The sequence below is a fragment of the Methylobacterium sp. NPDC097929 genome (assembly GCF_049543375.1).
In the GTDB taxonomy this organism is placed as follows: Bacteria; Pseudomonadota; Alphaproteobacteria; order Rhizobiales; family Beijerinckiaceae; genus Methylobacterium.
The window spans coordinates 20,239-40,260 of record NZ_JBMVEP010000016.1; the positions used below are offsets into that span (position 1 = coordinate 20,239).

At 68.2% G+C, this 20,022-nt stretch carries 23 protein-coding genes; 12 read left to right on the forward strand and 11 right to left on the reverse strand.

Translation table 11 applies throughout. The features are described from left to right. Window positions 1-89: 89 nt before the first annotated feature. The 3 genes from ACPCJR_RS23525 to ACPCJR_RS23535 all read right to left on the reverse strand — a co-directional run bounded on the left by ACPCJR_RS23525 (window position 90) and on the right by ACPCJR_RS23535 (window position 2,496). Window positions 90-1,265 (reverse strand): phosphoserine transaminase, encoded by a 1,176-nt coding sequence (locus tag ACPCJR_RS23525; RefSeq protein ID WP_391515384.1) that lies wholly within the window; start codon window positions 1,263-1,265, stop codon window positions 90-92. Window positions 1,266-1,437: 172 nt separating this feature from the next. Further along, a complete protein-coding gene (gene trmD / locus ACPCJR_RS23530) occupies window positions 1,438-2,145 on the reverse strand; it encodes a tRNA (guanosine(37)-N1)-methyltransferase TrmD (protein WP_391515383.1) in 708 nt (235 codons plus the stop codon). A 72-nt stretch (window positions 2,146-2,217) separates the two neighbouring features. Next, a complete protein-coding gene (locus ACPCJR_RS23535; RefSeq protein ID WP_391515382.1) occupies window positions 2,218-2,496 on the reverse strand; it encodes a hypothetical protein in 279 nt (92 codons plus the stop codon). A gap of 156 nt (window positions 2,497-2,652) precedes the next feature. On the opposite strand from ACPCJR_RS23535, the gene ACPCJR_RS23540 reads away from it, so the two are divergent. After that, entirely contained in the window at window positions 2,653-3,432 is a 780-nt protein-coding gene (locus ACPCJR_RS23540; RefSeq protein WP_391515381.1) for a class I SAM-dependent methyltransferase, read from the forward strand. A gap of 67 nt (window positions 3,433-3,499) precedes the next feature. Then, on the forward strand, window positions 3,500-4,294 hold the full coding sequence (locus ACPCJR_RS23545) for a hypothetical protein (RefSeq protein ID WP_391515380.1): 795 nt from the start codon (window positions 3,500-3,502) through the stop codon (window positions 4,292-4,294). A 12-nt stretch (window positions 4,295-4,306) separates the two neighbouring features. Here ACPCJR_RS23545 and rimM read toward each other — a convergent pair whose 3' ends face one another. The 4 genes from rimM to ACPCJR_RS23565 all read right to left on the reverse strand — a co-directional run bounded on the left by rimM (window position 4,307) and on the right by ACPCJR_RS23565 (window position 7,408). Next, window positions 4,307-4,978, reverse strand: coding sequence for a ribosome maturation factor RimM (gene rimM / locus ACPCJR_RS23550; RefSeq protein WP_391515378.1), 672 nt, complete (start codon window positions 4,976-4,978; stop codon window positions 4,307-4,309). 150 nt (window positions 4,979-5,128) lie between these two features. Further along, the gene (gene rpsP, locus ACPCJR_RS23555; RefSeq protein WP_110350710.1) at window positions 5,129-5,491 is read right to left on the reverse strand and encodes a 30S ribosomal protein S16; all 363 of its coding nucleotides are present in this window, start codon (window positions 5,489-5,491) and stop codon (window positions 5,129-5,131) included. A 105-nt stretch (window positions 5,492-5,596) separates the two neighbouring features. After that, complete coding sequence (gene ffh / locus ACPCJR_RS23560) at window positions 5,597-7,168, reverse strand: signal recognition particle protein (RefSeq protein WP_391515376.1); 1,572 nt, start codon at window positions 7,166-7,168, stop codon at window positions 5,597-5,599. A gap of 18 nt (window positions 7,169-7,186) precedes the next feature. Next, window positions 7,187-7,408 (reverse strand): glutathione S-transferase, encoded by a 222-nt coding sequence (locus ACPCJR_RS23565; RefSeq protein WP_331288491.1) that lies wholly within the window; start codon window positions 7,406-7,408, stop codon window positions 7,187-7,189. 302 nt (window positions 7,409-7,710) lie between these two features. Here ACPCJR_RS23565 and ACPCJR_RS23570 point away from each other — a divergent pair, with 302 nt between their 5' ends. The 5 genes from ACPCJR_RS23570 (at window position 7,711) to ACPCJR_RS23590 (ending at window position 11,933) form a co-directional block, all read left to right on the forward strand. Next, window positions 7,711-8,175 (forward strand): hypothetical protein, encoded by a 465-nt coding sequence (locus ACPCJR_RS23570; protein WP_391515374.1) that lies wholly within the window; start codon window positions 7,711-7,713, stop codon window positions 8,173-8,175. Window positions 8,176-8,527: 352 nt separating this feature from the next. Continuing rightward, entirely contained in the window at window positions 8,528-9,616 is a 1,089-nt protein-coding gene (locus ACPCJR_RS23575) for a Rieske 2Fe-2S domain-containing protein (RefSeq protein ID WP_391515373.1), read from the forward strand. A gap of 76 nt (window positions 9,617-9,692) precedes the next feature. Beyond that, complete coding sequence (locus ACPCJR_RS23580; protein ID WP_391515371.1) at window positions 9,693-10,754, forward strand: MBL fold metallo-hydrolase; 1,062 nt, start codon at window positions 9,693-9,695, stop codon at window positions 10,752-10,754. 85 nt (window positions 10,755-10,839) lie between these two features. Beyond that, window positions 10,840-11,274: a RusA family crossover junction endodeoxyribonuclease gene (locus tag ACPCJR_RS23585; RefSeq protein ID WP_391515369.1), complete on the forward strand. Its 435-nt coding sequence runs from the start codon at window positions 10,840-10,842 to the stop codon at window positions 11,272-11,274. Beyond that, window positions 11,271-11,933, forward strand: coding sequence for a hypothetical protein (locus tag ACPCJR_RS23590; protein WP_391515368.1), 663 nt, complete (start codon window positions 11,271-11,273; stop codon window positions 11,931-11,933). The genes ACPCJR_RS23585 and ACPCJR_RS23590 overlap by 4 nt, the downstream gene beginning before the upstream one ends. A 6-nt stretch (window positions 11,934-11,939) precedes the next feature. Here the strand turns inward: ACPCJR_RS23590 and ACPCJR_RS23595 are convergent, their stop codons facing one another. From ACPCJR_RS23595 to hslV, 3 genes are all read right to left on the reverse strand, one after another. Further along, a complete protein-coding gene (locus ACPCJR_RS23595; RefSeq protein ID WP_391515366.1) occupies window positions 11,940-12,752 on the reverse strand; it encodes an EamA family transporter in 813 nt (270 codons plus the stop codon). Between the two features lie 62 nt (window positions 12,753-12,814). Further along, the gene (gene hslU, locus ACPCJR_RS23600) at window positions 12,815-14,128 is read right to left on the reverse strand and encodes an ATP-dependent protease ATPase subunit HslU (RefSeq protein WP_391515364.1); all 1,314 of its coding nucleotides are present in this window, start codon (window positions 14,126-14,128) and stop codon (window positions 12,815-12,817) included. 112 nt (window positions 14,129-14,240) lie between these two features. Beyond that, window positions 14,241-14,801 carry an ATP-dependent protease subunit HslV gene (gene hslV, locus ACPCJR_RS23605; RefSeq protein ID WP_391515362.1) on the reverse strand — a complete coding sequence of 187 codons (561 nt, stop codon included), beginning with the start codon at window positions 14,799-14,801 and terminating at the stop codon, window positions 14,241-14,243. A gap of 305 nt (window positions 14,802-15,106) precedes the next feature. On the opposite strand from hslV, the gene motA reads away from it, so the two are divergent. The 3 genes from motA to ACPCJR_RS23620 are packed head-to-tail and all read left to right on the forward strand — an operon-like array spanning window position 15,107 to window position 17,274. Further along, a complete protein-coding gene (motA, locus tag ACPCJR_RS23610) occupies window positions 15,107-15,982 on the forward strand; it encodes a flagellar motor stator protein MotA (protein WP_391515361.1) in 876 nt (291 codons plus the stop codon). A 13-nt stretch (window positions 15,983-15,995) separates the two neighbouring features. Then, window positions 15,996-16,994, forward strand: a complete 999-nt coding sequence (locus ACPCJR_RS23615; RefSeq protein WP_391515359.1) for a flagellar motor switch protein FliM — start codon at window positions 15,996-15,998, stop codon at window positions 16,992-16,994. Next, the gene (locus ACPCJR_RS23620; RefSeq protein WP_391515358.1) at window positions 16,978-17,274 is read left to right on the forward strand and encodes a hypothetical protein; all 297 of its coding nucleotides are present in this window, start codon (window positions 16,978-16,980) and stop codon (window positions 17,272-17,274) included. The genes ACPCJR_RS23615 and ACPCJR_RS23620 overlap by 17 nt, the downstream gene beginning before the upstream one ends. Window positions 17,275-17,388: 114 nt before the next feature. On the opposite strand, the gene ACPCJR_RS23625 is transcribed toward ACPCJR_RS23620, so the two are convergent. Further along, a complete protein-coding gene (locus ACPCJR_RS23625; protein ID WP_391515356.1) occupies window positions 17,389-18,153 on the reverse strand; it encodes a hypothetical protein in 765 nt (254 codons plus the stop codon). 430 nt (window positions 18,154-18,583) lie between these two features. On the opposite strand from ACPCJR_RS23625, the gene fliN reads away from it, so the two are divergent. Both fliN and ACPCJR_RS23635 read left to right on the forward strand, forming a co-directional pair. Beyond that, window positions 18,584-18,910: a flagellar motor switch protein FliN gene (gene fliN / locus ACPCJR_RS23630; RefSeq protein ID WP_391515354.1), complete on the forward strand. Its 327-nt coding sequence runs from the start codon at window positions 18,584-18,586 to the stop codon at window positions 18,908-18,910. A gap of 22 nt (window positions 18,911-18,932) precedes the next feature. Continuing rightward, window positions 18,933-19,994 (forward strand): flagellar motor switch protein FliG, encoded by a 1,062-nt coding sequence (locus ACPCJR_RS23635; RefSeq protein ID WP_391515352.1) that lies wholly within the window; start codon window positions 18,933-18,935, stop codon window positions 19,992-19,994. Window positions 19,995-20,022: the final 28 nt, after the last annotated feature.

A 20,022-nucleotide genomic window follows, 5' to 3' on the forward strand; every position in this document is an offset into this window, starting at 1 on the left:
CGCGCGGAACACGAGACCGGCGGATCGCTGGAGCGCGGTGATAAGCAAATGGCCGGTCTCGCGACCGGCCATCGTGACGTCTCGGACCCTCAGGCCGCCGCGGCGGCGAGCGCCGCCTTTTCCTGGGCGAAGGCCCAATCGAGCCAAGGCGTGAGCGCTTCGATGTCGGAGGCCTCGACGGTGGCTCCGCACCAGATGCGCAGGCCTGCCGGCGCGTCGCGGTAGGCGCCGAAGTCGAAGGCGACCCCTTCAGCCTCCAGCCGCTTCACGATCCCGGCGGCGACCTGCTTCACCACGGCGTCGCCCTTGGCGAGCACGTCCGGGTCGGTGATCACAAGGCACACGCCCGTGTTCGAGTAGGTGGCCGGGTCCACCGCGAGGTGGCCGATCCAGGGCGTGCGCGCCACCCACGCGTGGACCGCCCGCGCATTGGCATCCGCCCGCGCGTGCAGCGCGTCGAGGCCGCCGATGCTCTGCGCCCATTTCAGGGTGTCGAGGTAGTCCTCGACCGCGAGCATGGAGGGCGTGTTGATGGTCTCGCCCTTGAAGATGCCCTCGATCAGCCGGCCGCCCTTGGTCAGGCGGAACACCTTCGGGATCGGCCAAGCCGGCGTATGGCTCTCCAGGCGCGCCACCGCGCGCGGCGAGAGGATCAGCATACCGTGCGCGGCCTCGCCGCCCATCACCTTCTGCCAGGAATAGGTGACGACATCGAGCTTGTCCCAGGGCAGCGGCATCGCGAAGGCGGCCGAGGTCGCGTCGCAGATCGTGACGCCCTCGCGGTCGTCGGCGATCCAGTCGGCATGCGGAACCTTCACGCCGGCGGTGGTGCCGTTCCAAGTGAAGACGACGTCGTTGTTCTTGGTGTCGATCGCGTCGAGCTTGGGCAGGATGCCGTGCTCGCCGACATGCACGACCGGCTCGATCTTGAGTTCCTTCAGGGCGTCGGTGACCCACTCGGCGCCGAAGGAATCCCAGGCCATGACCTCGACGGTCTTCGGGCCGAGCATCGACCACATCGCCATCTCGACGGCGCCGGTATCGGAGCCGGGGACGATGCCGATGCGGTAGTCGGCGGGAACGCGCAGAACCTTGCGGGTGAGTTCGATCGCCTCGACGAGCTTGGCCTTGCCGGCGGCCGAGCGGTGCGAGCGGCCGAGTGCGGCGCCGGAGAGGGCATCGAGGGTCCAGCCGGGACGCTTCGTCGTGGGGCCGGACGAGAAATAGGGCACGCGCGGGCGCGCGGCGGGAGCCGTGGTCGTCATATCTGCCATCCTTCCAGATGAGCGCCTCCCGTTGGGGGGAGGTGTCCCGCTGCCGGAGATGACGGATTCCGCCTCACAAGGCAAGGGGCTTTTCCAGCATTCACGCGGGTGCGCGCGAGAGTTGACGGAACAATAATTCAGTCTTCGACAGACTAATCGAGAGAAGATCGATCTAAGGTTTCTCGGCCGCGAGAAGGTCGGGCCGGCGCGCCCGCGTCAGTGCGCGGCTCTGCTCCGCCCTCCAGCGGGCGATGGCCGCGTGGTTGCCGCCCATCAGCACGTCGGGAATCGTGCGACCCTCCCATTCCCGGGGGCGGGTGTAGTGCGGGTATTCCAGCAGCCCGCCCTCGAAGCTCTCCTCGACGCCCGAGGCGTGCTTGCCCATCACGCCGGGCAAAAGGCGCACGCAGGCGTCGACCAGCACCAGGGCCGCGATCTCGCCGCCCGAGAGCACGTAATCGCCGATGGAGACTTCCTCCAAGTCGCGCGCCCGGATCACCCGCTCGTCCACCCCCTCGAAACGCCCGCAGACGATGACGGCGCCCGGCCCCTCCGCCAGCGCCCGCACCCGCGCCTGCGTCAGCGGTCTTCCGCGCGGCGACATCAGGAGCCTGGGGCGGGGATCGTCGGCCGTCGCCGCGGCGTCGATGGCCGCGCCGAGCACGTCGCAGCGCAGCACCATGCCGGCCCCGCCGCCTGCCGGGGTGTCGTCCACGCTCCGGTGGCGGCCGAGGCCGTGCTCGCGGATCTGCCGGGCCTCGAGGCTCCAGGCCCCGCGGGCAAGCGCGTCGCCGGACAGCGAGTGGCCCAGCGGCCCGGGAAACATCTCCGGATAGAGCGTCAGCACCGTGGCCCGCCAGGGGGCAGCATTCTCGTTCATACCGCTTGATGGCGGTGCCGGCCGGGGCGGTCAACGCAAGAGCCGGCTCCTCGCTTTGCCGGTATGCCGCCCTCAGCGCCGGGCGGTCGGAGCGTGCCGCTTCGGTGCGGAATGCCGCTGGCCCTTCAGCCGCCGCTGCGACCGCGGAGCAAGGCGGCGCTGCGCGGGCTCGACGTTCCGGCCGGCCAACGGCTCGGCGTCTGCGGGGCGGTTCACCGTCGAAAGGCCGAAGGTGTCGGGCGAGCCCATGGGGAGCCCCACAGTGTCGCCGGGCCCGAAAGCCCGGGCAGGCCCCGCACCGGGCAGCATCAGTGCCATGGCGGCAAGACCGAGGAGCAGGGGTACGTGCATGGCGTCTCTCTTTCGCGTCCTGGTTGGAAGGGGCCTCTATTGAACGAAGCCCGCCGCGAATGGTTCGGGACCGGTACTTCCGGCCTGTCGTTTCGACCAAGGCCGCGGACAACCCGCCGCGGGCACGTTCGGCCCCGCGGCGGGTTGTCCGCGGGCATGACCCATTCCCTCAAGCGTTCTCTTGCCCTCAAGCTTTCTCTTGCGCGCTCCCTCTCCGCCGGCGCTCTTCTCGTGCTGTCGCTGCCGGCCCATGCGGCCGAGCCGCTCGCTCCGCCCGGCGCCCCGGCGGAGCGCTTCCCAACGCCGGACCGGCCGGTCGCCGAGATCGTGGCTCCGCAATGGGCGCACGAGCGTCAGCGGGACAAGGCGGACGAGGTCGGGCAGGTGGCGCGCCTGATGCGGATCAGGCCCGGCGAGACCGTGGCGGATATCGGCGCGGGAAGCGGCTACTACGTCTTCCGCCTGAGCCCGCGCGTCGGTCCGCAGGGGCGCATCCTCGCGCAGGACATCACGCCGGACTACCTCGCGGATCTGGAGCGCCGGGTGGCGGAGGCGGGGCTCGCCAACGTCACCGTGGTGCGGGGCGAGGCGCACGATCCGCGGCTGCCGCCGGCTTCCGTCGATGCCGCGCTGCTCGTCCACATGTATCACGAGATCGCCCAGCCCTTCGGCCTGCTCTGGAACCTCGCCGCCGCGATGAAGCCCGGCGGGCGCGTCGGCATCGTCGACGCCGACGCGATCCCCTCGCAGCACGGAACGCCGCCGAAGCTCCTGCGCTGCGAGTTGGCGGCTCTCGGCTATCGCGAGGTCTCGATGACCACGCTCAAGGGCGGCGTCGGCTACCTCGCGGTGTTCGAGGCGCCGGCCGCCGAGCGGCGGCCCGATCCTGCCTCGATCCGGCCCTGCCGGGACGAGGCCACGCGCCGCCGGGGCTGATCGCCTTTACCGAATCGGAGCAATTGCCCGGCCACCTGAACGGCCGACGGCTCCTTCGGTTCGCGCGATGATTCTCAGCCTCTGGCTCGACCAACCGGTCTGGGCGATGTTCGCCCTTCTGGCCGCGGGCTTCCTGGCGGTCTGCGGCCTCCTGAGCCTGCTCACCAACCTTCCCTGGACGCGGCCGGCCTTGCGCGCGCTCGCGGCGGGCATCGTGCCGCCCTATATCGGCGCCGTCGCGGTACTGCTCTCGCTGTTGACCGGCTTCGTCGCCAACGATGCCTGGGAGCGTCAGCGCCAGGCCGGGCGCGTGGTGCAGGCGGAACGCGCCCACGCCCTGGCGATCCACGATCTGAGCATCGCCTCGGCGCCCGACATGAGCGGCCTGCGCGGCGCGCTTTTCGCCTATCTCGACGCCGTGGTGCGGGAGGAATGGCCGTCCATGGCCGAGACCGGCGCCGCCGCGCCGGCCGCGGGACAGGCCCTGGGCCGCCTGCTCCAGGCGGCGGCGGACCCGCGCACCGCTTCGGAGGCCGGCGAGGCCACGCACGCGGCTCTCCTGGGCGCGGTGATGCAGCTGCGCTCGGCCCGCAGCGAACGCCTCGCGCTCAGCGCCGCCCGCAGCGACGAGAGCAAGTGGCTCACGCTGCTCGTGCTGGCGGCGCTGACGCTGACCGCGATCGCCCTTGTCCATTGCGAGCGTCCGCTGGCGCAGGCCACGACGCTCGGCCTGTTCTCGATCGCGATGGTGACGACGCTCGGCGTGATCGCGATGCACGAGCGCCCCTTCGACGGGCCGCTGGCCCTGACGCCCGACCCGATCCGCCTCGCCCACGCCGCGATGATGTCGGGCCAGCGCTGACGGGAAGGGGGTTCAGCCCGGATCGTCGGCGGGCTTCGGGCCCGGCGGGGCGAACAGATCCTCCGGCGGATCGGCCACGACCCGGCCGCCGGCGATGTCGAGGCTCGGCACGAAGGCTTTCGTGAAGGGCAGGAGCGCGGTCGGGCCGCCGGCCGCCGGACGGATCTCGAGGAGGTCGCCCCCGCCGTAATTCGGCACCGCGACGATAGTGCCGATCGCGGTGCCGGCGCCGTCCTCGACGCGCAGCCCGATCAGGTCCGTCAGAAAGAACTCGTCCTCCTCGGCCGTCTCGCCGAGCCGCTGGCGGGGGATCGAGAGGGTGACGCGGTTGAGCGCCTCGGCGCCGGTCCGGCCGTCCACGCCCTTCACCCGCACGATCAGCAGGTCGGGTGAGCCGCCGGGCGCGGTGCGGGCATCGGTGATTTCGAGGTCGCGCCCGTCGGAGGCACGCAGGGCGCCGTAGCCCGCGATGGCGAGGGGCTCGCCGGTGTGGGACTTCAGCCGCACCTCGCCGTGCAGCCCGTGCGGCCGGCCGAACTCGCCGAGCACCACGAGGCTCGGATCGGAGGAGGCGGGCGGTGCCGATTGAGGCGCCGGCGGCTTGCGGGCGGAGGTGACGGCGCGCGCTCCGAGCGGCTCGGGCCGCGCGGGTCCGCGCGAGGAGGATCCGGGGCGGCGGGCCATGCAGGGAGCTCGTGGGCAGCGGGTCTCGACGGCCTCTCCTCCCCGCGCGGGGAGAAGGGGGATGAAGGCTTGAGAGGACGCGTCACGGAGCCTTCCGCGCCGCTCCACCCCAACCCCTCCCCCGCGCTGGGGGAGGGGAGACACTATGCCTTAGGCGGCAGCGTCCTCGGCCGGGGCGGCGGCCTTCTCGGCGCGCTTGGCGGCGCGCTCCTTGGACTTCTCGCCCGGCTCGGCCTTCTGCGGGTTGTTGCGGGCCGGGCGCTTGGCGAGGCCGGCGGCGTCGAGGAAGCGCAGGACGCGGTCGGTCGGCTGGGCGCCCTTGGCGAGCCAGGACTGAACCTTCTCGGTGTCGAGCACGATGCGGGCCGGATCGTCCTTGGCCTTCATCGGATCGTAGGCGCCGACCTTCTCGATGAAGCGGCCGTCGCGCGGGGCGCGGGCGTCGGCGACGACGATGCGGTAGTAGGGGCGCTTCTTGGCGCCGCCGCGGGTGAGACGGATCTTGAGGGACACTGGTAAACTCCTGAGTTCCGATTGATGCGAACGAAGAGCGAGAAGTGAGGAGCGAATAGGATCCGAGGGATCGATCTATTCGCTACGCCCTGCTCGCCACCCGCCCTATTTCTTCTTCCCGAACGGGAAACCGCCGAGACCGGGAAGGCCCGGCCCCTTCGGTCCACCGAGGCCCGGAAGGCCCGGCATCTTTCCGCCGCCCGGACCCCCGAGGCCCGGCGGCATCGGCGGCAGCTTGCCGCCGAACTGCTTCTCGATCTGCGCGATCTGCTCCGGCGTCGGCTCGGGCATGCCCGGCGGCATCTGCGGCATGCCCCCCGGCATCCCACCCCCGAGACCGAACATGTTGCCGAGCGCCTGCCCGATCCCGCCGCGCTTGCCCGAACTCATGGACTTCATCATGTCGGCCATGGTCCGGTGCATCTTGAGAAGCTTGTTGATCTCCTCGACCTTCACGCCGGCACCGGCCGCGATGCGCTTCTTGCGGCTGTTCTTGAGCAGATCGGGGTTCTTGCGCTCCCCCGGGGTCATCGAGGAGATGATGGCGCGCTGGCGCTTGAACATCTTCTCGTCGAGGTTGGCGCCCTCGACCTGCTTCTTCATCTGCCCCATGCCGGGCAGCATCCCCATCAGACCGCCGATGCCGCCCATCTTCTCCATCTGGGCGAGCTGCATCGACAGGTCTTCGAGGTCGAACTTGCCCTTCCGCATCTTCTCGGCGGTGCGCAGGGCCTGCTCGTGGTCGATGGTCTCGGCCGCCTTCTCGACGAGCGAGACGATGTCGCCCATGCCGAGGATGCGGTTGGCCACCCGCTGCGGGTGGAATTCCTCCAGCGCGTCGACCTTCTCGCCGACGCCGACGAGCTTGATCGGCTTGCCGGTGACGGCGCGCATGGAGAGCGCCGCGCCGCCGCGGGAATCGCCGTCCATGCGGGTCAGCACGATGCCGGTGACGCCGAGGCGGGTGTCGAAGGCGCGCGCGGTGTTGACCGCGTCCTGGCCGGTGAGCGCGTCGGCCACCAGCAGCACTTCGTGGGGCTTGGTCGCCGCCTTCACCTCGGCGGCCTCGGCCATCAGGCCCTCGTCGACCGTGGTGCGGCCGGCGGTGTCGAGCATCACCACGTCGAAGCCGCCCAGCCGCGCGGCCTCCATGGCACGCTTGGCGATCTGCACCGCCGACTGACCGGCGACGATCGGCAGGCTCTCGACCTCGACCTGCTTGGCCAGGACCGCGAGCTGCTCCATCGCCGCGGGACGCCGCGTGTCGAGGGAGGCGAGCAGCACGCGGCGCTTGTCGCGCTGGTTCAGCCGGCGGGCGATCTTGGCGGTGGTGGTCGTCTTGCCCGAGCCCTGAAGGCCGACCATCAGGATGGCGACGGGGGCCGGGGCGTTGAGATCGACGACGCTGGCCTCGGTGCCGAGCATCGCGATGAGCTCGTCGTTGACGATCTTCACGACCATCTGGCCGGGCGTCACCGACTTCAGCACGACGGCGCCCACCGCCTTCTCGCGCACCTTGTCCGTGAACGAGCGCACCACCTCCAAAGCCACGTCCGCTTCCAGCAGGGCGCGGCGCACCTCGCGGAGAGCCGCGGTGACGTCGGCTTCCGTCAGCGCGCCGCGGCGCGTCAGCCCGGAGAGGATGCCGGAAAGGCGGTCGGAAAGGCCTTCGAACATATGTCTCGTCAGCCCGGGTTACTGGTGGAGGCCGGCATTGGCCACGCGGCGGGCCTGCAGCGCGTCCTCGAAGGCGGCGACCGCGCGGGCGAACTTGTCCCGGCAGGCCGCATCGCAGAAGCCGACCACGGCGCCGCTGTAGAGGGTCAGCGCCTCGGGCACGATCGGCTTGCCCGACCAGGGGCAGAGATCGTTGATCGCATCCTCGATGCGCAGGGCAGAATCGTTCGCGGGCGCCATGGCGAGGCTCGGATTGCGGCTTCGGCGAAACTCCGGCAACGACAAGGGCGCCCGAGGGCGCGGACGCGCTGTCGGACGTTGACCTCCGGCCTCTCGGGCCGGGCGGCGGCTCATCGTGACGATCGTTTCGTCGAAATGGAGCCGGGCGGATAGGCCCTGCGCTCCGGCAAGTCAATCCCGAGCCCGCGCGGCGTGTCTTCCTGCAGGCTGGTAACCGGGAGGTTAAGCTTTACCCTTCGTTAAGTATGTTGGGCTCTGATGAGCGCCGACGCACCGCTGGAGGTGCCCGAAGGACGACCCCGATGTCGGAACCCGCGCGACAGGCCCCGCACTCCGAAGCCGGCATCCGCACCCCCGCCGGCGGCGCGCCGCTGCGTGACTGGCTCGCCGCCATGCGGGTCGCGGCGACCGAGAACCGGGTGACCGAGCCGAGCGAGCCGGCCGCCCCGATCGAGGAGCCGCAGCCCGAGACGCGCGGCGCCGGCTGGGCGCCCCGCCTCGTCACCGCCGCGGCCAAGCCGGCCGAATCGGCCGACGAGGACATCGCCGAGATCATGGCCGAGAACATGATGCTCAAGGCGCGCCTTCGGCTCGAGGCCGAACGGCGCGACGAGCTTCAGCTCATCCTGGCCCAGGAAATCCGCGAGCTGCGCGCCCACATCGCCGAGGAGGTCGGCAAGATGGAGGATCTGCGGGCCGAGCGCGACCTCTGGCGCGCCCGCTGCGAGGCCCTGGCCGCCCCGCTGTTCCAGGCCCAGCCGCGCTGAGCCTTCCCGAGACCCTGAACATGCGAAGGGCCGCCCGATGGGGCGGCCCTTCCATTGTCGAACCGGTCAGTCCGACGAAACCTGCCGTGATCCCGCGAATGCGTCAGGCGCACACGCCGGAGGCAACGGTCCAGGTCTTGGTCGTCGGCGACGGCTGATGACAATGAGACACTGGATCACCTCCTTTCGTTCGTTGCGGATGAGCCCAAGGTAGGGACGTTTTCCGGCCGGCGAAAGGCCCGCCGCTGCGTTGTCTCGCCGCGGTGCACAAGGGGTCGCCGGCCACGCGTCTGGCCGGCGCGGGGCGAGGCGCCTAAAGAGGGCGCTCGTCAGCATCGGTCGCCCCAGCCACATGTCCTCCTCCGCCGCACCGCGCGCTTCAACCGCCGACGACGTCCTCGATCCGCGCGCCATGCGCGAACCGCTGCCCAATGCCTGGTACTGCGTCGGCCCGGCCTCCGCGGTGGCGGGCGGCAAGATGCGGGCGATGGCGCTGAACGGCGAGCAGGTCGTGCTCGGCCGGGGCAAGGACGGCGCCCTGTTCGCCCTGCGCGACCGCTGCCCCCATCGCGGCATGGCGCTGTCCAAGGGCAAGTTCGACGGCGACACCCTGATGTGCCCGTTCCACGGCTGGCGCTTCGGCACCGACGGACGCTGCCGCGACGTGCCGACGCTCTCCGAGCACGATGCCTCCGACTTCTCCCGCATCGCGGTCCAGCGCTTCCCCATCGTCGAGAGTGCGGGCTTCCTCTGGGTCAACCCGCATCTCGGTCCCGCCGACCCAAAGGCGGTGCCGGCCGTGCCCGCCCTCGATTTCGAGCCGGCGGGCAGCCTCGTGCTCGAACTGGAGGTCGAGGCCTCGTTCGACCTGACCACGCTGAGCCTCGTCGATCCCGGCCACGTCGCCTTCGTCCACGACACCTGGTGGTTCCGGCCCTCCAAGGAGCTGCGGGAGAAGGTGAAGACCTTCCAGCCCGTGCCGCACGGCTTCGTCATGACGAGCCACGCCACCACCACGAGTTCGCCGGTCTATCGCCTGCTCGGCGGCGCGCCGGAGGTCGAGATCGAGTTCCGCCTGCCCGGCGTGCGGCTGGAGCGGATCAGGGCCGGCGCCAAGCACGTGGCGAACTATACCTTCGCGACCCCGATGGGGCCCAACCGGACGATGCTGACCAACGCACTCTACTGGAGCATGCCGGCGCTCAACCTGCTGAAGCCGGTGGCCCGGCCGCTGATGCGCCAGTTCCTGACCCAGGATCAGCAGGTGCTCCAGCACGCCCAGGCCGGGCTTGATCGCAAGCCGACCATGGTGCTGCTGGGCCAGGGCGACCTGCCCTCGCAATGGTATTTCCGCCTCAAGCGGGAGGCCCTGGAGGCCGCCCGCGAGGGAAGGCCCTTTGCCAACCCGCTCACCCGCCAGGAACTGCGCTGGCGCTCCTAACATTGAGGCTTGCCGCATCCCGCGGCATCGGGTCCGCGCCGCTTGAACGGCGCCGGGGCCGGGCCATCTTGGCCGTATGAAGAAGCGTGGCCTGCTCACGGTCGCCAGCGCGGCCACGGTGATGACGCTGGGCGGGGTCGGCTACGCCGCCCGTCGGCGCAACAAGAATCCGTATTACCGCGGCCCCAAGAGCGATCATTTCGACGGCCTGCGCTTCCACGCCCCGAACCAGCCGCCGGACAAGTCGCTCGGCGATCTCGCCCGCTGGCGCAGGACCGGCAAGCCCGAGGCGTGGCCCGGCAGCTTTCCGAGTCCCTTCCCGGCGGACACGCCGCCGGAGCGGGTGGAGGGCCTGCGCGTCGTGCTGATCGGCCATGCCAGCTACCTGTTCCAAGTGGCGGGCCGCAACATCCTGGTCGATCCGGTCTTTTCCAAGCGCGCGAGCCCGTTCCGCTTCGCCGGCCCCAAGCGGGTCAACCCGCCGGGCATCGCCTATGCCGACCTGCCGCCCATCGATGCGGTGCTGATCACCCACAACCACTACGACCATCTCGACGGCCCGACCGTCGCCCGGCTCTGGCAGGACCATCAGCCGCTGATCGTGGCACCGCTCGGCAACGACGCGATCCTGCGCGGCTACGACGACACCCTGCACGTCGAGACCCGCGACTGGGGCGAGTCGGTCGATCTCGGCGCCGGCATCACCGCCCATCTCACCCCCGCCAACCACTGGTCGGCCCGCGGCCTCAACGACCGGCGCATGGCCCTGTGGTGCGCCTTCCTGCTCACCACGCCGCGGGGCGTGCACTACCATGTCGGCGATACCGGCCTCGGCGACGGCGCGATTTTTCGCGAGATCCGCACCCGGTTCGGCCCGCCGCGGCTCGCCACCCTGCCCATCGGCGCCTACGAGCCGCGCTGGTTCATGCAGCCCCAGCACATGAACCCGGCCGATGCGGTGGAGGCCCTGACCCTGCTCGGCGCCGACCAGGCGCTCGGCCACCACTGGGGCACGTTCAAGCTCACCGACGAGGGCATCGAACGCCCGGTGGAGGCCTTGGGGGAAGCGCTCGCGGCGGCCGAACTGCCGCCGGAGCGTTTTCTGGCTTTGCGGCCGGGGCAGGTTTGGAAGGGGTAGACCGCCCTCACTGCGCTTTTGAGTTGTGGTGTCCGCGATTGGGTGCGAATCTGGTTGAACGGCGGTGCGCGCCGCGAAGGCCAGCGTGACCTTGACCGATCAGGATACGATTTATCCGCTCGAGTTCTTCGTCGCCTCCACGCCGGTCTCGCTCCAAGCGAGTGGGCGGTCCAAGGAGCGCTGGAAGTCGGAGGTCAGGCAAGCGGCGCGTGAGCGGATTCACGAGACCGATCCGCTGGGTTTCCTCGATCGCCGCCCACTCAGTCTAACGATCTACTACTTCTCGGCTTTGCGGATGGAAGGCGACATCGACAACATCGTCAAGCCGATCATGGATGCGCTGATTCATGTGGCTTGTATGACCGATAACGATGTCGAGCGCGTCCTTGTCCAGAAGTTCGAGGCCGATGTGGAGTGGAGTTTCTCCGATCCGAGCGCGCAACTGGCTGCAGCCCTGGATGTCCCGCGGCCAACGGTCTACGTCAGGATCGATGACGACCTGAGTTGGAGGCTCCTGTGACGGAACAGGTTCGATCGCTTCGCCCGGATGCCGAGCGACAGTTCATCGACACCTTGCGCCGGCGCTTCGAGGAGGAAGGCTTCGCCTTCACGGCGGAGCCCGATCCGAAGCAGTTGCCCAGCTTCCTCGGATCCTACGTTCCGGACGCGCTTGCCCAGAAAGCAGGCAGCAATATCGTCATCGAAGTTAAGCAACAGCCGAGCCTGACCTCGCAGCAAGCGTTGTCGGACATCAAGCGTCGCTTCGATGGACAGCCGGACTGGCAATTTCGCGTGTTCTATAGGGGAGCGGACCCGCACTCGGCCGACACGATCGCGCCGGTTGCGCCGGATGTCGTTCGGCGAGCGGTCGAAGACGTACGAAGGCTCACGACGCACGGCGATCGTCGCGCGGCCTTCATCATGGGTTGGTCTCTTTTGGAGGCCGCACTCCGTGCGCGTCGGGACGGAGCGGAAAGCCGAGCCCGCATGCCGGGCACCGTCGTCCAGACCCTGGCAATGGACGGCATGATCGAGCCCGAGACGGAGCGGCGTCTCCGCCATCTGGTCCCTCTCAGAAACCGCCTCGTCCACGGCGACTTGGCCACTGAGCCCACAGAGAGGGATGTCGAGACGATCCTCACGACCGTCGAAGAGGTTCTGAACGCCGATCTCTCCTGAAAGCCGTCAGCGGTTGCCGTCGGCGCGCCGCCTGCCCGCAACCGTGATCCCCGCCGAGGCCGCCACGATGCAGCCGATCGCGCCCCATTGCACCAGCGTCAGCCGCTCGCCGAGAAGGGCGAGGGCGGCCAACGAGGCGACGGCCGGCTCCAGGCTCATCAGTACGCCGAAGGCCGGACGGGGCAGGCGGGTGAGGGCGAACATCTCAAGCGAGTAGGGCAGGGCGCTCGACAGCACGGCGATGACGAAGCCGGTCGCCAGGAACGACGGCGTGAACAGCTCCGTTCCGGCTTGCCCGAGACCAACAGGCGCGACCACGAGGGCGGCGACCAGCATGCCGAGGGAAACTGCCCGCCCGCCGCCGGCCCGACCGGCGCGCTGGCCGAACACGATGTAGCCGGCCCAGCACAAGCCCGCACCGAGGGCGAGCGCCGCGCCGGTCGGATCGAGGGTCGTGGTGTCGCCGAGCGGCAGCAGCAGGCCGAGCCCAAGGACGGCGAGGCCGATCCAGGCGAAGTCGAGCGCCCGGCGCGAGCCCGCCAGCGCCACGGCGAGCGGACCTGTGAACTCGATGGCCACCGCGATCCCGAGCGGGATCGTGCGGAGCGACAGGTAGAACAGCAGGTTCATCAGCCCGAGTGCCGCGCCGTAGAGCACGTTCACCCCGATTCCTCCCCGCTCCAAGCTACGCCGCCACGGCCGCCAGATCGCGAGCAGGATCAGCGCGGAGAAGCCGACGCGCAGCGCCGTGACGCCCGTCGCGCCGATGACCGGAAACAGGCTCTTGGCGAGCGCCGCACCGCTCGTGATCGAGATCATCCCCGCGACCAGAGCGAGGATGGGCAGGACGACGTCGGACGCCTCGGACCGTCCCCGCCCGGTCACAGGATGAAGCGGCTGAGATCCGTGTTGGCGGCGAGATCCGCCACCCGCTCCCGCACGTAGGCCGCGTCGATCGGCACCGTCTCGCCGGAGCGGTCGGTCGCCGTGAACGAGATCTCGTCGATCACCCGCTCCAGCACGGTCTGCAGGCGGCGGGCGCCGATATTTTCCACCGTGCCGTTCACCTCGACCGCCACGCGGGCCAGCGCGTCGATGGCGTCCTCGGTGAAGGCGAGGGTGACGCCCTCGGTCTGCATCAGCGCGACCGTCTGTTTGATCAGGCTCGCTTCCGTCGCGGTGAGGATCTGCTTGAAATCCTCGACCGTGAGCGGCTGCAACTCGACCCGGATCGGCAGGCGGCCCTGCAACTCGGGCAGGAGGTCGGAGGGCTTGGAGACGTGGAAGGCGCCCGAGGCGATGAACAGGATGTGGTCGGTCTTCACCGGCCCGTGCTTGGTCGCCACCGTGGTGCCCTCGATCAGGGGCAGCAGGTCGCGCTGCACGCCCTCGCGGGAGACATCGGCGCCGGAGCGGCCTTCCCGGGCGCAGATCTTGTCGATCTCGTCGAGGAAGACGATGCCGTTGTCCTCGACCTCACGGATCGCTTCGCGGGTCAGGGCGTCGTCGTCCACGAGCTTGTCGCTCTCCTCGGCGATCAGGGGTGCGTGGGCATCCGCCACCGTGATGCGGCGCGGCTTGCCGCGCTGACCGCCGAGCGCCTTGCCGAGCATGTCGGAGAGGTTGATCGCGCCCATGGAGGCGCCGGGCATGCCGGGGATCTCGAACATCGGCAGGCCCTGCGATCCGCCGGCCGCGAGTTCGAGTTCGACCTCCTTGTCGTCGAGTTCGCCGGCCCGCAGCTTCTTGCGGAAGCTCTCGCGGGTCGCCTGGCTCGCGGTGGGGCCGACCAGCGCGTCGAGGATGCGGGACTCGGCCGCCGCTTCCGCCTTGGCCTTGACCGACTTGCGTTTTTCGTCCCGCGTCAGGCCGATGCCGACCTCCACGAGGTCGCGCACGATCTGCTCCACGTCGCGGCCGACATAGCCGACCTCGGTGAACTTCGTGGCCTCGATCTTGAGGAAGGGCGCGCCGGCGAGCCGGGCCAGCCGCCGGGCGATCTCGGTCTTGCCGCAGCCCGTCGGCCCGATCATCAGGATGTTCTTGGGCGCGACTTCGTCCCGTAGCGGGCCCTGCAGCTGCTGCCGGCGCCAGCGGTTGCGCAAGGCGATGGCGACGGCACGCTTGGCATCCTTCTGGCCGACGATGAAGCGGTCGAGCTCGGAGACGATCTCGCGGGGAGAGAAGGTGGTCATCGGGCTCCTGCGGCCGTTTTTTGGATTGTCCGGGGTTGCGCGACCGGCGCGACGCCTTCCCCGATAAGTCGATCTAAGTGGGCATGGCCCGCCTTTCCAGGGCGCCTGCGCCTCAGGCCGCGTCGAGCGTTTCGATCACGAGGTTGCCGTTGGTGTAGACGCAGATCTCGGCAGCGATCTTCATCGAGCGGCGCACGATCGCCTCGGCGTCGAGGTCGCCGTCCTCCAGGGCGCGGGCGGCGGAGAGGGCGTAGTTGCCTCCCGAGCCGATCGCCATGACGCCGGTCTCGGGCTCCAGCACGTCGCCGGAGCCGGACAGGAGCAGGCTCACCTCCTTGTCGGCCACCAGCATCATCGCCTCCAGCCGACGCAGGTAGCGGTCCGTGCGCCAGTCCTTGGTGAGTTCGACGCAGGCGCGGGTGAGCTGGCCGGGATACTGCTCCAGCTTGGCCTCCAGCCGCTCGAACAGGGTGAAGGCGTCGGCGGTCGCCCCCGCGAACCCGCCGATCACGCTGCCCTTGGCCAGCCGCCGGACCTTGCGGGCATTGCCCTTCACGATGGTCTGGCCGAGGCTCACCTGACCGTCGCCGCCGATCACCACCCGGCCCCCCTTCCGGACCATCAGGATCGTGGTGGCGTGCATCTGCGGCGGGCGATCGTCGGTCTGGGCCAAGGAAGGGCTCCGGTTCGTTCGAAACACGTTGAATGTCAGCCGGCGATGAGTGCTTGTCATCGCCGGCTGCCCTCGCGAATGCGAGGCGGCGGGCATCCGCCGGACGCGATGCTCCCGACCATCGGTCGGGAGCATCGCCACGGGTCATGCGCCTCAGTTATGCGCTCGCGGGCCCGCCTCCAAGCCGGGGCGCCGCATCGCCCCAAAAAGCTCCGCGCAAGCCACCGCGCCTATTCGCTGCGGCTCGAAGGGGCATCGCCTGCCGACGCCCGTCCCCGCAAACGGTTGTCTCCGGAGCCTTCGTCATGGGCATCCTCGTCGGCCTCGTCATCGCGATCGGCTGCATGCTCGGCGGCTTCGTCGCCATGGGCGGGCACCTGATCGTGATCTGGCAGCCCTGGGAGTTCGTCATCATCTTCGGCATGGCGGCGGGCACCTTCGTCATCGCCAACCCGATGAAGACCGTGGTCGATTCCGGCAAGGCGACGATGGAGGCCTTCACCAACAAGGGCCCCAAGCGCCAGGACTTCCTCTCGCTGCTCGGGCTGCTGCACGCCCTGATGCGCGAGCTCAAGACCAAGCCGCGCAACGAGGTCGAGACGCATTTCGACGATCCGGCCAATTCCGAGATCTTCAAGAACTATCCCGAGGTGACCAAGGACCAGGATCTGGTCCTGTTCATCTGCGACTATTGCCGCCTGATCCTCATCGGCAACGCCCGCTCGCACGAGATCGAGGCGCTGATGGAGGAGGAGATCGGCACGCACAAGAAGTACAAGCTCAAGCCCTATGCCGCGATCAACACCGTGGCGGAGGCGCTGCCGGCGCTCGGCATCGTCGCGGCGGTGCTCGGCATCGTGAAGGCGATGGGCGCGCTGGACCAGTCGCCGCAGATCCTCGGCGGCCTGATCGGCGCCGCGCTGGTCGGCACCTTCATCGGCGTGTTCGCCTCCTACGGGATGCTCGCCCCGCTCGCCGTGAAGATCAAGGGCGTGCGCGAGAAGCAGTGCAGCGTCTACACCATCGTGAAGCAGAGCCTGATCGCCTACATGAACGGCGCACTGCCCCAAGTCGCGATCGAGCACGGCCGCAAGGGCATCGCCGGGGCCGACCGCCCGACCATCGACGAGGTCGAGAGCGCCACCGTGCTGGGCGCCCGCGCCGAGCCGGCCGCGGCCTGAGGGTTTTTTCCAGATGGACGAGACCCGGACCTCCGACCACGCCTTCAACGCGGCGCCCGAGGCCGCGCCCGCGCTCCCGCCCTTCGTGACCGCGACCAAGCCCGCGGCCGACATCCGCGCCCGCATCCAGGAAGCCGGCGGCCTGTCGCTCGACCGGCTGCCGATGCTCCACGTGGTGTTCGATCGCCTCGCCACCGCCTGCAGCGACGCGGCCAAGCACCTGGCCGCCTCCCCGACCTTCTACTCGCTCAGCGGCGTCGAGAGCGGGCGCTTCGGCGAGTTCCTCGATGCCTACGACGCCAACGCGGTGGTCGGCATCTTCCAGGCGCCCGACTGGGATGGGCACGTGCTGGTCGGGCTCGACCGCGACTTCATCTACACCATGGTCGAAGTGCTGTTCGGCTCCGACGGCTCCGAGCCGCCGGTGGAGGACGAGCGCACCTTCTCGGCCATCGAGCTGCGCATCGCGCAGATGGTGTTCGAGCAGGTCGGCAAGGCGCTCGAATCCTCCTTCGGCCTCGTTTCGCGGACGGCCTTCCGGCTGGAGCGGACGGAGACGCGGATGGAATTCGCGGTGATCGGCCGGCGCTCCAACAAGGCGGTGCAGGCCAAGTTCCTGCTCCAGGCGCTCAACCGCGGCGGCGAGATGTTCCTCATCATTCCGCAGACGGTGCTGAACCCGCTGCGCCCGGCGCTGGGCAAGGTGCTGACCGGCGAATCCGCTGCCCGCGATCCGCGTTGGGCCGAGCAGATCGCGGCGGAGGTGCAGAAGACCACCGTGCGCCTGCGCGCGGTGCTCGAGGAGCGCCACCTGACGCTCGGCGAGATCGCCGGGCTGAAGGTCGGGCAGGTGATCGGCCTGGACGCGACGCCCGCCACGCGGATCAAGCTCGAAGGCAACGACCGGCCGCTGTTCTGGTGCCGGGCCGGGCAGTCGCAGGGCGCCTACGTCCTGCGGGTGGAGGACGCGATCAATCCCGAGAAGGAGGGCGGCCATGGGCTCGCTGGTTGACGGCATACTCCTCGTCGCGCTCGTCGCCACGAGCGCCTGCGTGGTGCCGATGTACCTGAAGCTCAAGCGCCTCGACCGGACTCAAGCCGAGTACGGCGCGGCGGTGGCCGCCTCCGGCGTGGCCCTGACCCAGGCCGGCGAGGCGGTTCGCTCCTTCAAGGAGGAGGGCCGCGAGGTTCTGGAGGCCCTGAGCCACAAGATCGAGGAGGCGCGGGCGGTGCTCGACGCGCTGGAGGCGTCGCGCGCGGCCCTCGTCGCGGCGCGCTCCGACAACCACTGACACTTTAACTCCTGATTATTTACATGCTCAGCGGAATGGAATCCACATATCGCAGTATTGTACTGTTATTTTTGAATAGCTAGCGAACATCGTCTTTGCGTTGATATAAATTCATCATGAGATTTCAGCGTCAAGGGTATAGCTCAATATGTGTTTTCGCAAATCATCTATTTTATTTTTGCCTCCCTTATCGAATATCCAAAATCGTACCTTGTGGTTAATTTCATTTTTGCTTGTGAATGGTATCATCTCTGCTTTAAGATCTGGACGGTTGAATCTTACAGCAAAATGTGGCGATCGAGCCATTGGAGTTTGCGCAAATACGACATATGCTCCGCCTGGCTCACGATAAATCTGCGGCACATCCGGGTTTATAGACTTGTAAAAATCGAGTTCTGCTTGCGTTTTGTCGATTTGTCTGGTCTGAAATTCTCCTACGCGTGGCATGCCGCATATGAAATATTCCGACTGCTCACGTGGGATTGCAAGAGGTAATTTCGCTGGAATAACAATCAACCTGTAAATTTCATAATTTATTTCGATGTATTCTTTGTTGCTGAGTTGTGCGATTTTCGGGCCGATACTCATAGTGAATGTCAATCGCGTATTTTCTTCTGAGCCGACGTCTATCAATGCTGAAACGTCACTTTGATGCCTGCTCTCATCGTAATCATCCAGCTTCCCGACCTTGGGTATGGAAATGAATGCTATTTGATGGAATTTAGATAATCTATACAGGGGTTCTATGTATGTTGTCGCAGACCGACTGCCTCTTGCGTAACGATGAACTTCACCGGTCGTGTGAATGCTGTATCTAGCGCTTGGGAGTTTCTCCGCATAATTCTGTTCCACTGAATTAAATTGATGGCCTTCATACATGTACGCTGGTCCCGTGCTAAGACGGGGGTCTCGGTCCAGAAAAATCAGTAATGATCCATCTAGAGATTGCTCAATTTTCAAAAATCTATGTTTTTTATTGTTTTGTCGAATCAAAATACGCGTTATCGGCATTGCGGTCTCAAATCTGTTGATGCGGCTGGCTATGTGAGCGTGGAGGGTCGAAAACAATTTAAGTGGCAGTATTTTTTCCAAAATTCCTCGTCATGAGGAAGATAGGGCAGAAGTTTGTTGTTTGACAAATCAGCCGAACGTCGCGGCACAGGTGCTACTCAGAGGCGACCTCAAAACGGAGGCGAGAACGTGCTTATGCACGTGGCCTGAGGAGGTCGAGAATTCTCGGCGACAGCCTCGCGTCAGCCAGACCCGCTAGACCGTCCCCGAGGCCAAGCCGACCCCACGAGCCCGAGCGATGAGCAGCAGCCCCTTCCCCGAGACCGATCTCGCCGGCACCGAGCCCCGCGTCGGCGACGGGCGCAACCTCGATTCGATCCTGCGCATCCCGGTGCTGATGCAGGTCGTGCTGGGCTCTGCGACCATGCCGGTGGCCGACCTGATGAAGCTCGGGCGCGGGGCCGTCGTGCCCCTCGACCACCGGGTCGGCGAGCCCGTGGACGTGATGGTCAACGGCCGCGTCATCGCCCGGGGCGAGATCGTCATCGTCGAGGAAGACAATTCCCGCTTCGGCGTGTCGCTGACCGAGGTGGTCGGCCCCTCCGCCGCCGACCCGAACGCTTGAGTCTCGGGGCAAGCGCGCCGCCATGGCATCGAGCCCCATTCCAGCGGACGCCCTCCCTCCGGGCGCCCTCGCCACCCGCGCGAAGGCCCGGCGGCTCGACCCCGTCGATCAGGTGGCGGCGCTCCTGCTCGCCATGGGCAAGCCCGCGGCCGGGCGGCTCATCAAGTATTTCGAGCCGGACGAGCTCAAGCGCATCACCCGCTCGGCCTCCAATCTCGGCGCGGTCAGCCCCGAGCAGCTCGACACGGTGGTGGAGACCTTTTCCGCCGAGTTCTCCGCCGGCAACAGCCTGATCGGCACCGCGGGCGAGGTCGAGAAGCTGCTCAGCGGCCTGCTGCCGGCCGATCAGATCGCGGACATCCTCGCCGACCTGCGCGGCGGCGCCACCCGCTCGATCTGGGAGCGGCTCGGCACGGTGCAGGAGAGCGTGCTGGCGAGCTACCTCGTCAAGGAGCATCCCCAGACCGCGGCGCTCATCCTCTCGAAGGTCAAGCCCGCCACCGCCGCCAAGGTGATGGGACACCTGCCGGCCCCCTTACGCAACACGGTGATGCGGCGGATGCTGAGCGTCAAGCCGATCGTCGACGACGTGCTGCAGGCCATCGAGAAGACCCTGCACGAGGACTTCATGATCAACGGCGCGCGCAATTCGGGCGCCGACACGCACGCCAAGATGGCCGACATCATCAACAAGATGGAGCGCCAGCAGATGGACGACGTGCTGACCAGCCTCGGCGAGACGCGCCCGAAATCGGTGGAGATCCTGAAAGGTCTGCTCTTCACCTTCGACGACATCGTCAAGCTGGCGCCGCGCGCGCGCACGACCCTGTTCGATGCCGTGCCCAACGACCGGCTGGTGCTCGCGCTCAAGGGCACGGACGCGGAGTTCCGCACCACCGTCCTCGGCGCCCTCTCGGCCCGGGTGCGCCGCATGGTCGAGCACGAGCTGAACGGCGGCGAGCCGGCGGCGCAGCGCGACGTGCTCGAGGCGCGCCGCTCCATCACCGATCTGGCCATGGAGATGGCCGGGCGCGGGGAGATCGAGATCAATCCGGGAGGCGAGGATGAGGCGCTCATCCGCTGACCCGCGCCGCCGTCGCGCTCGCCTGCGG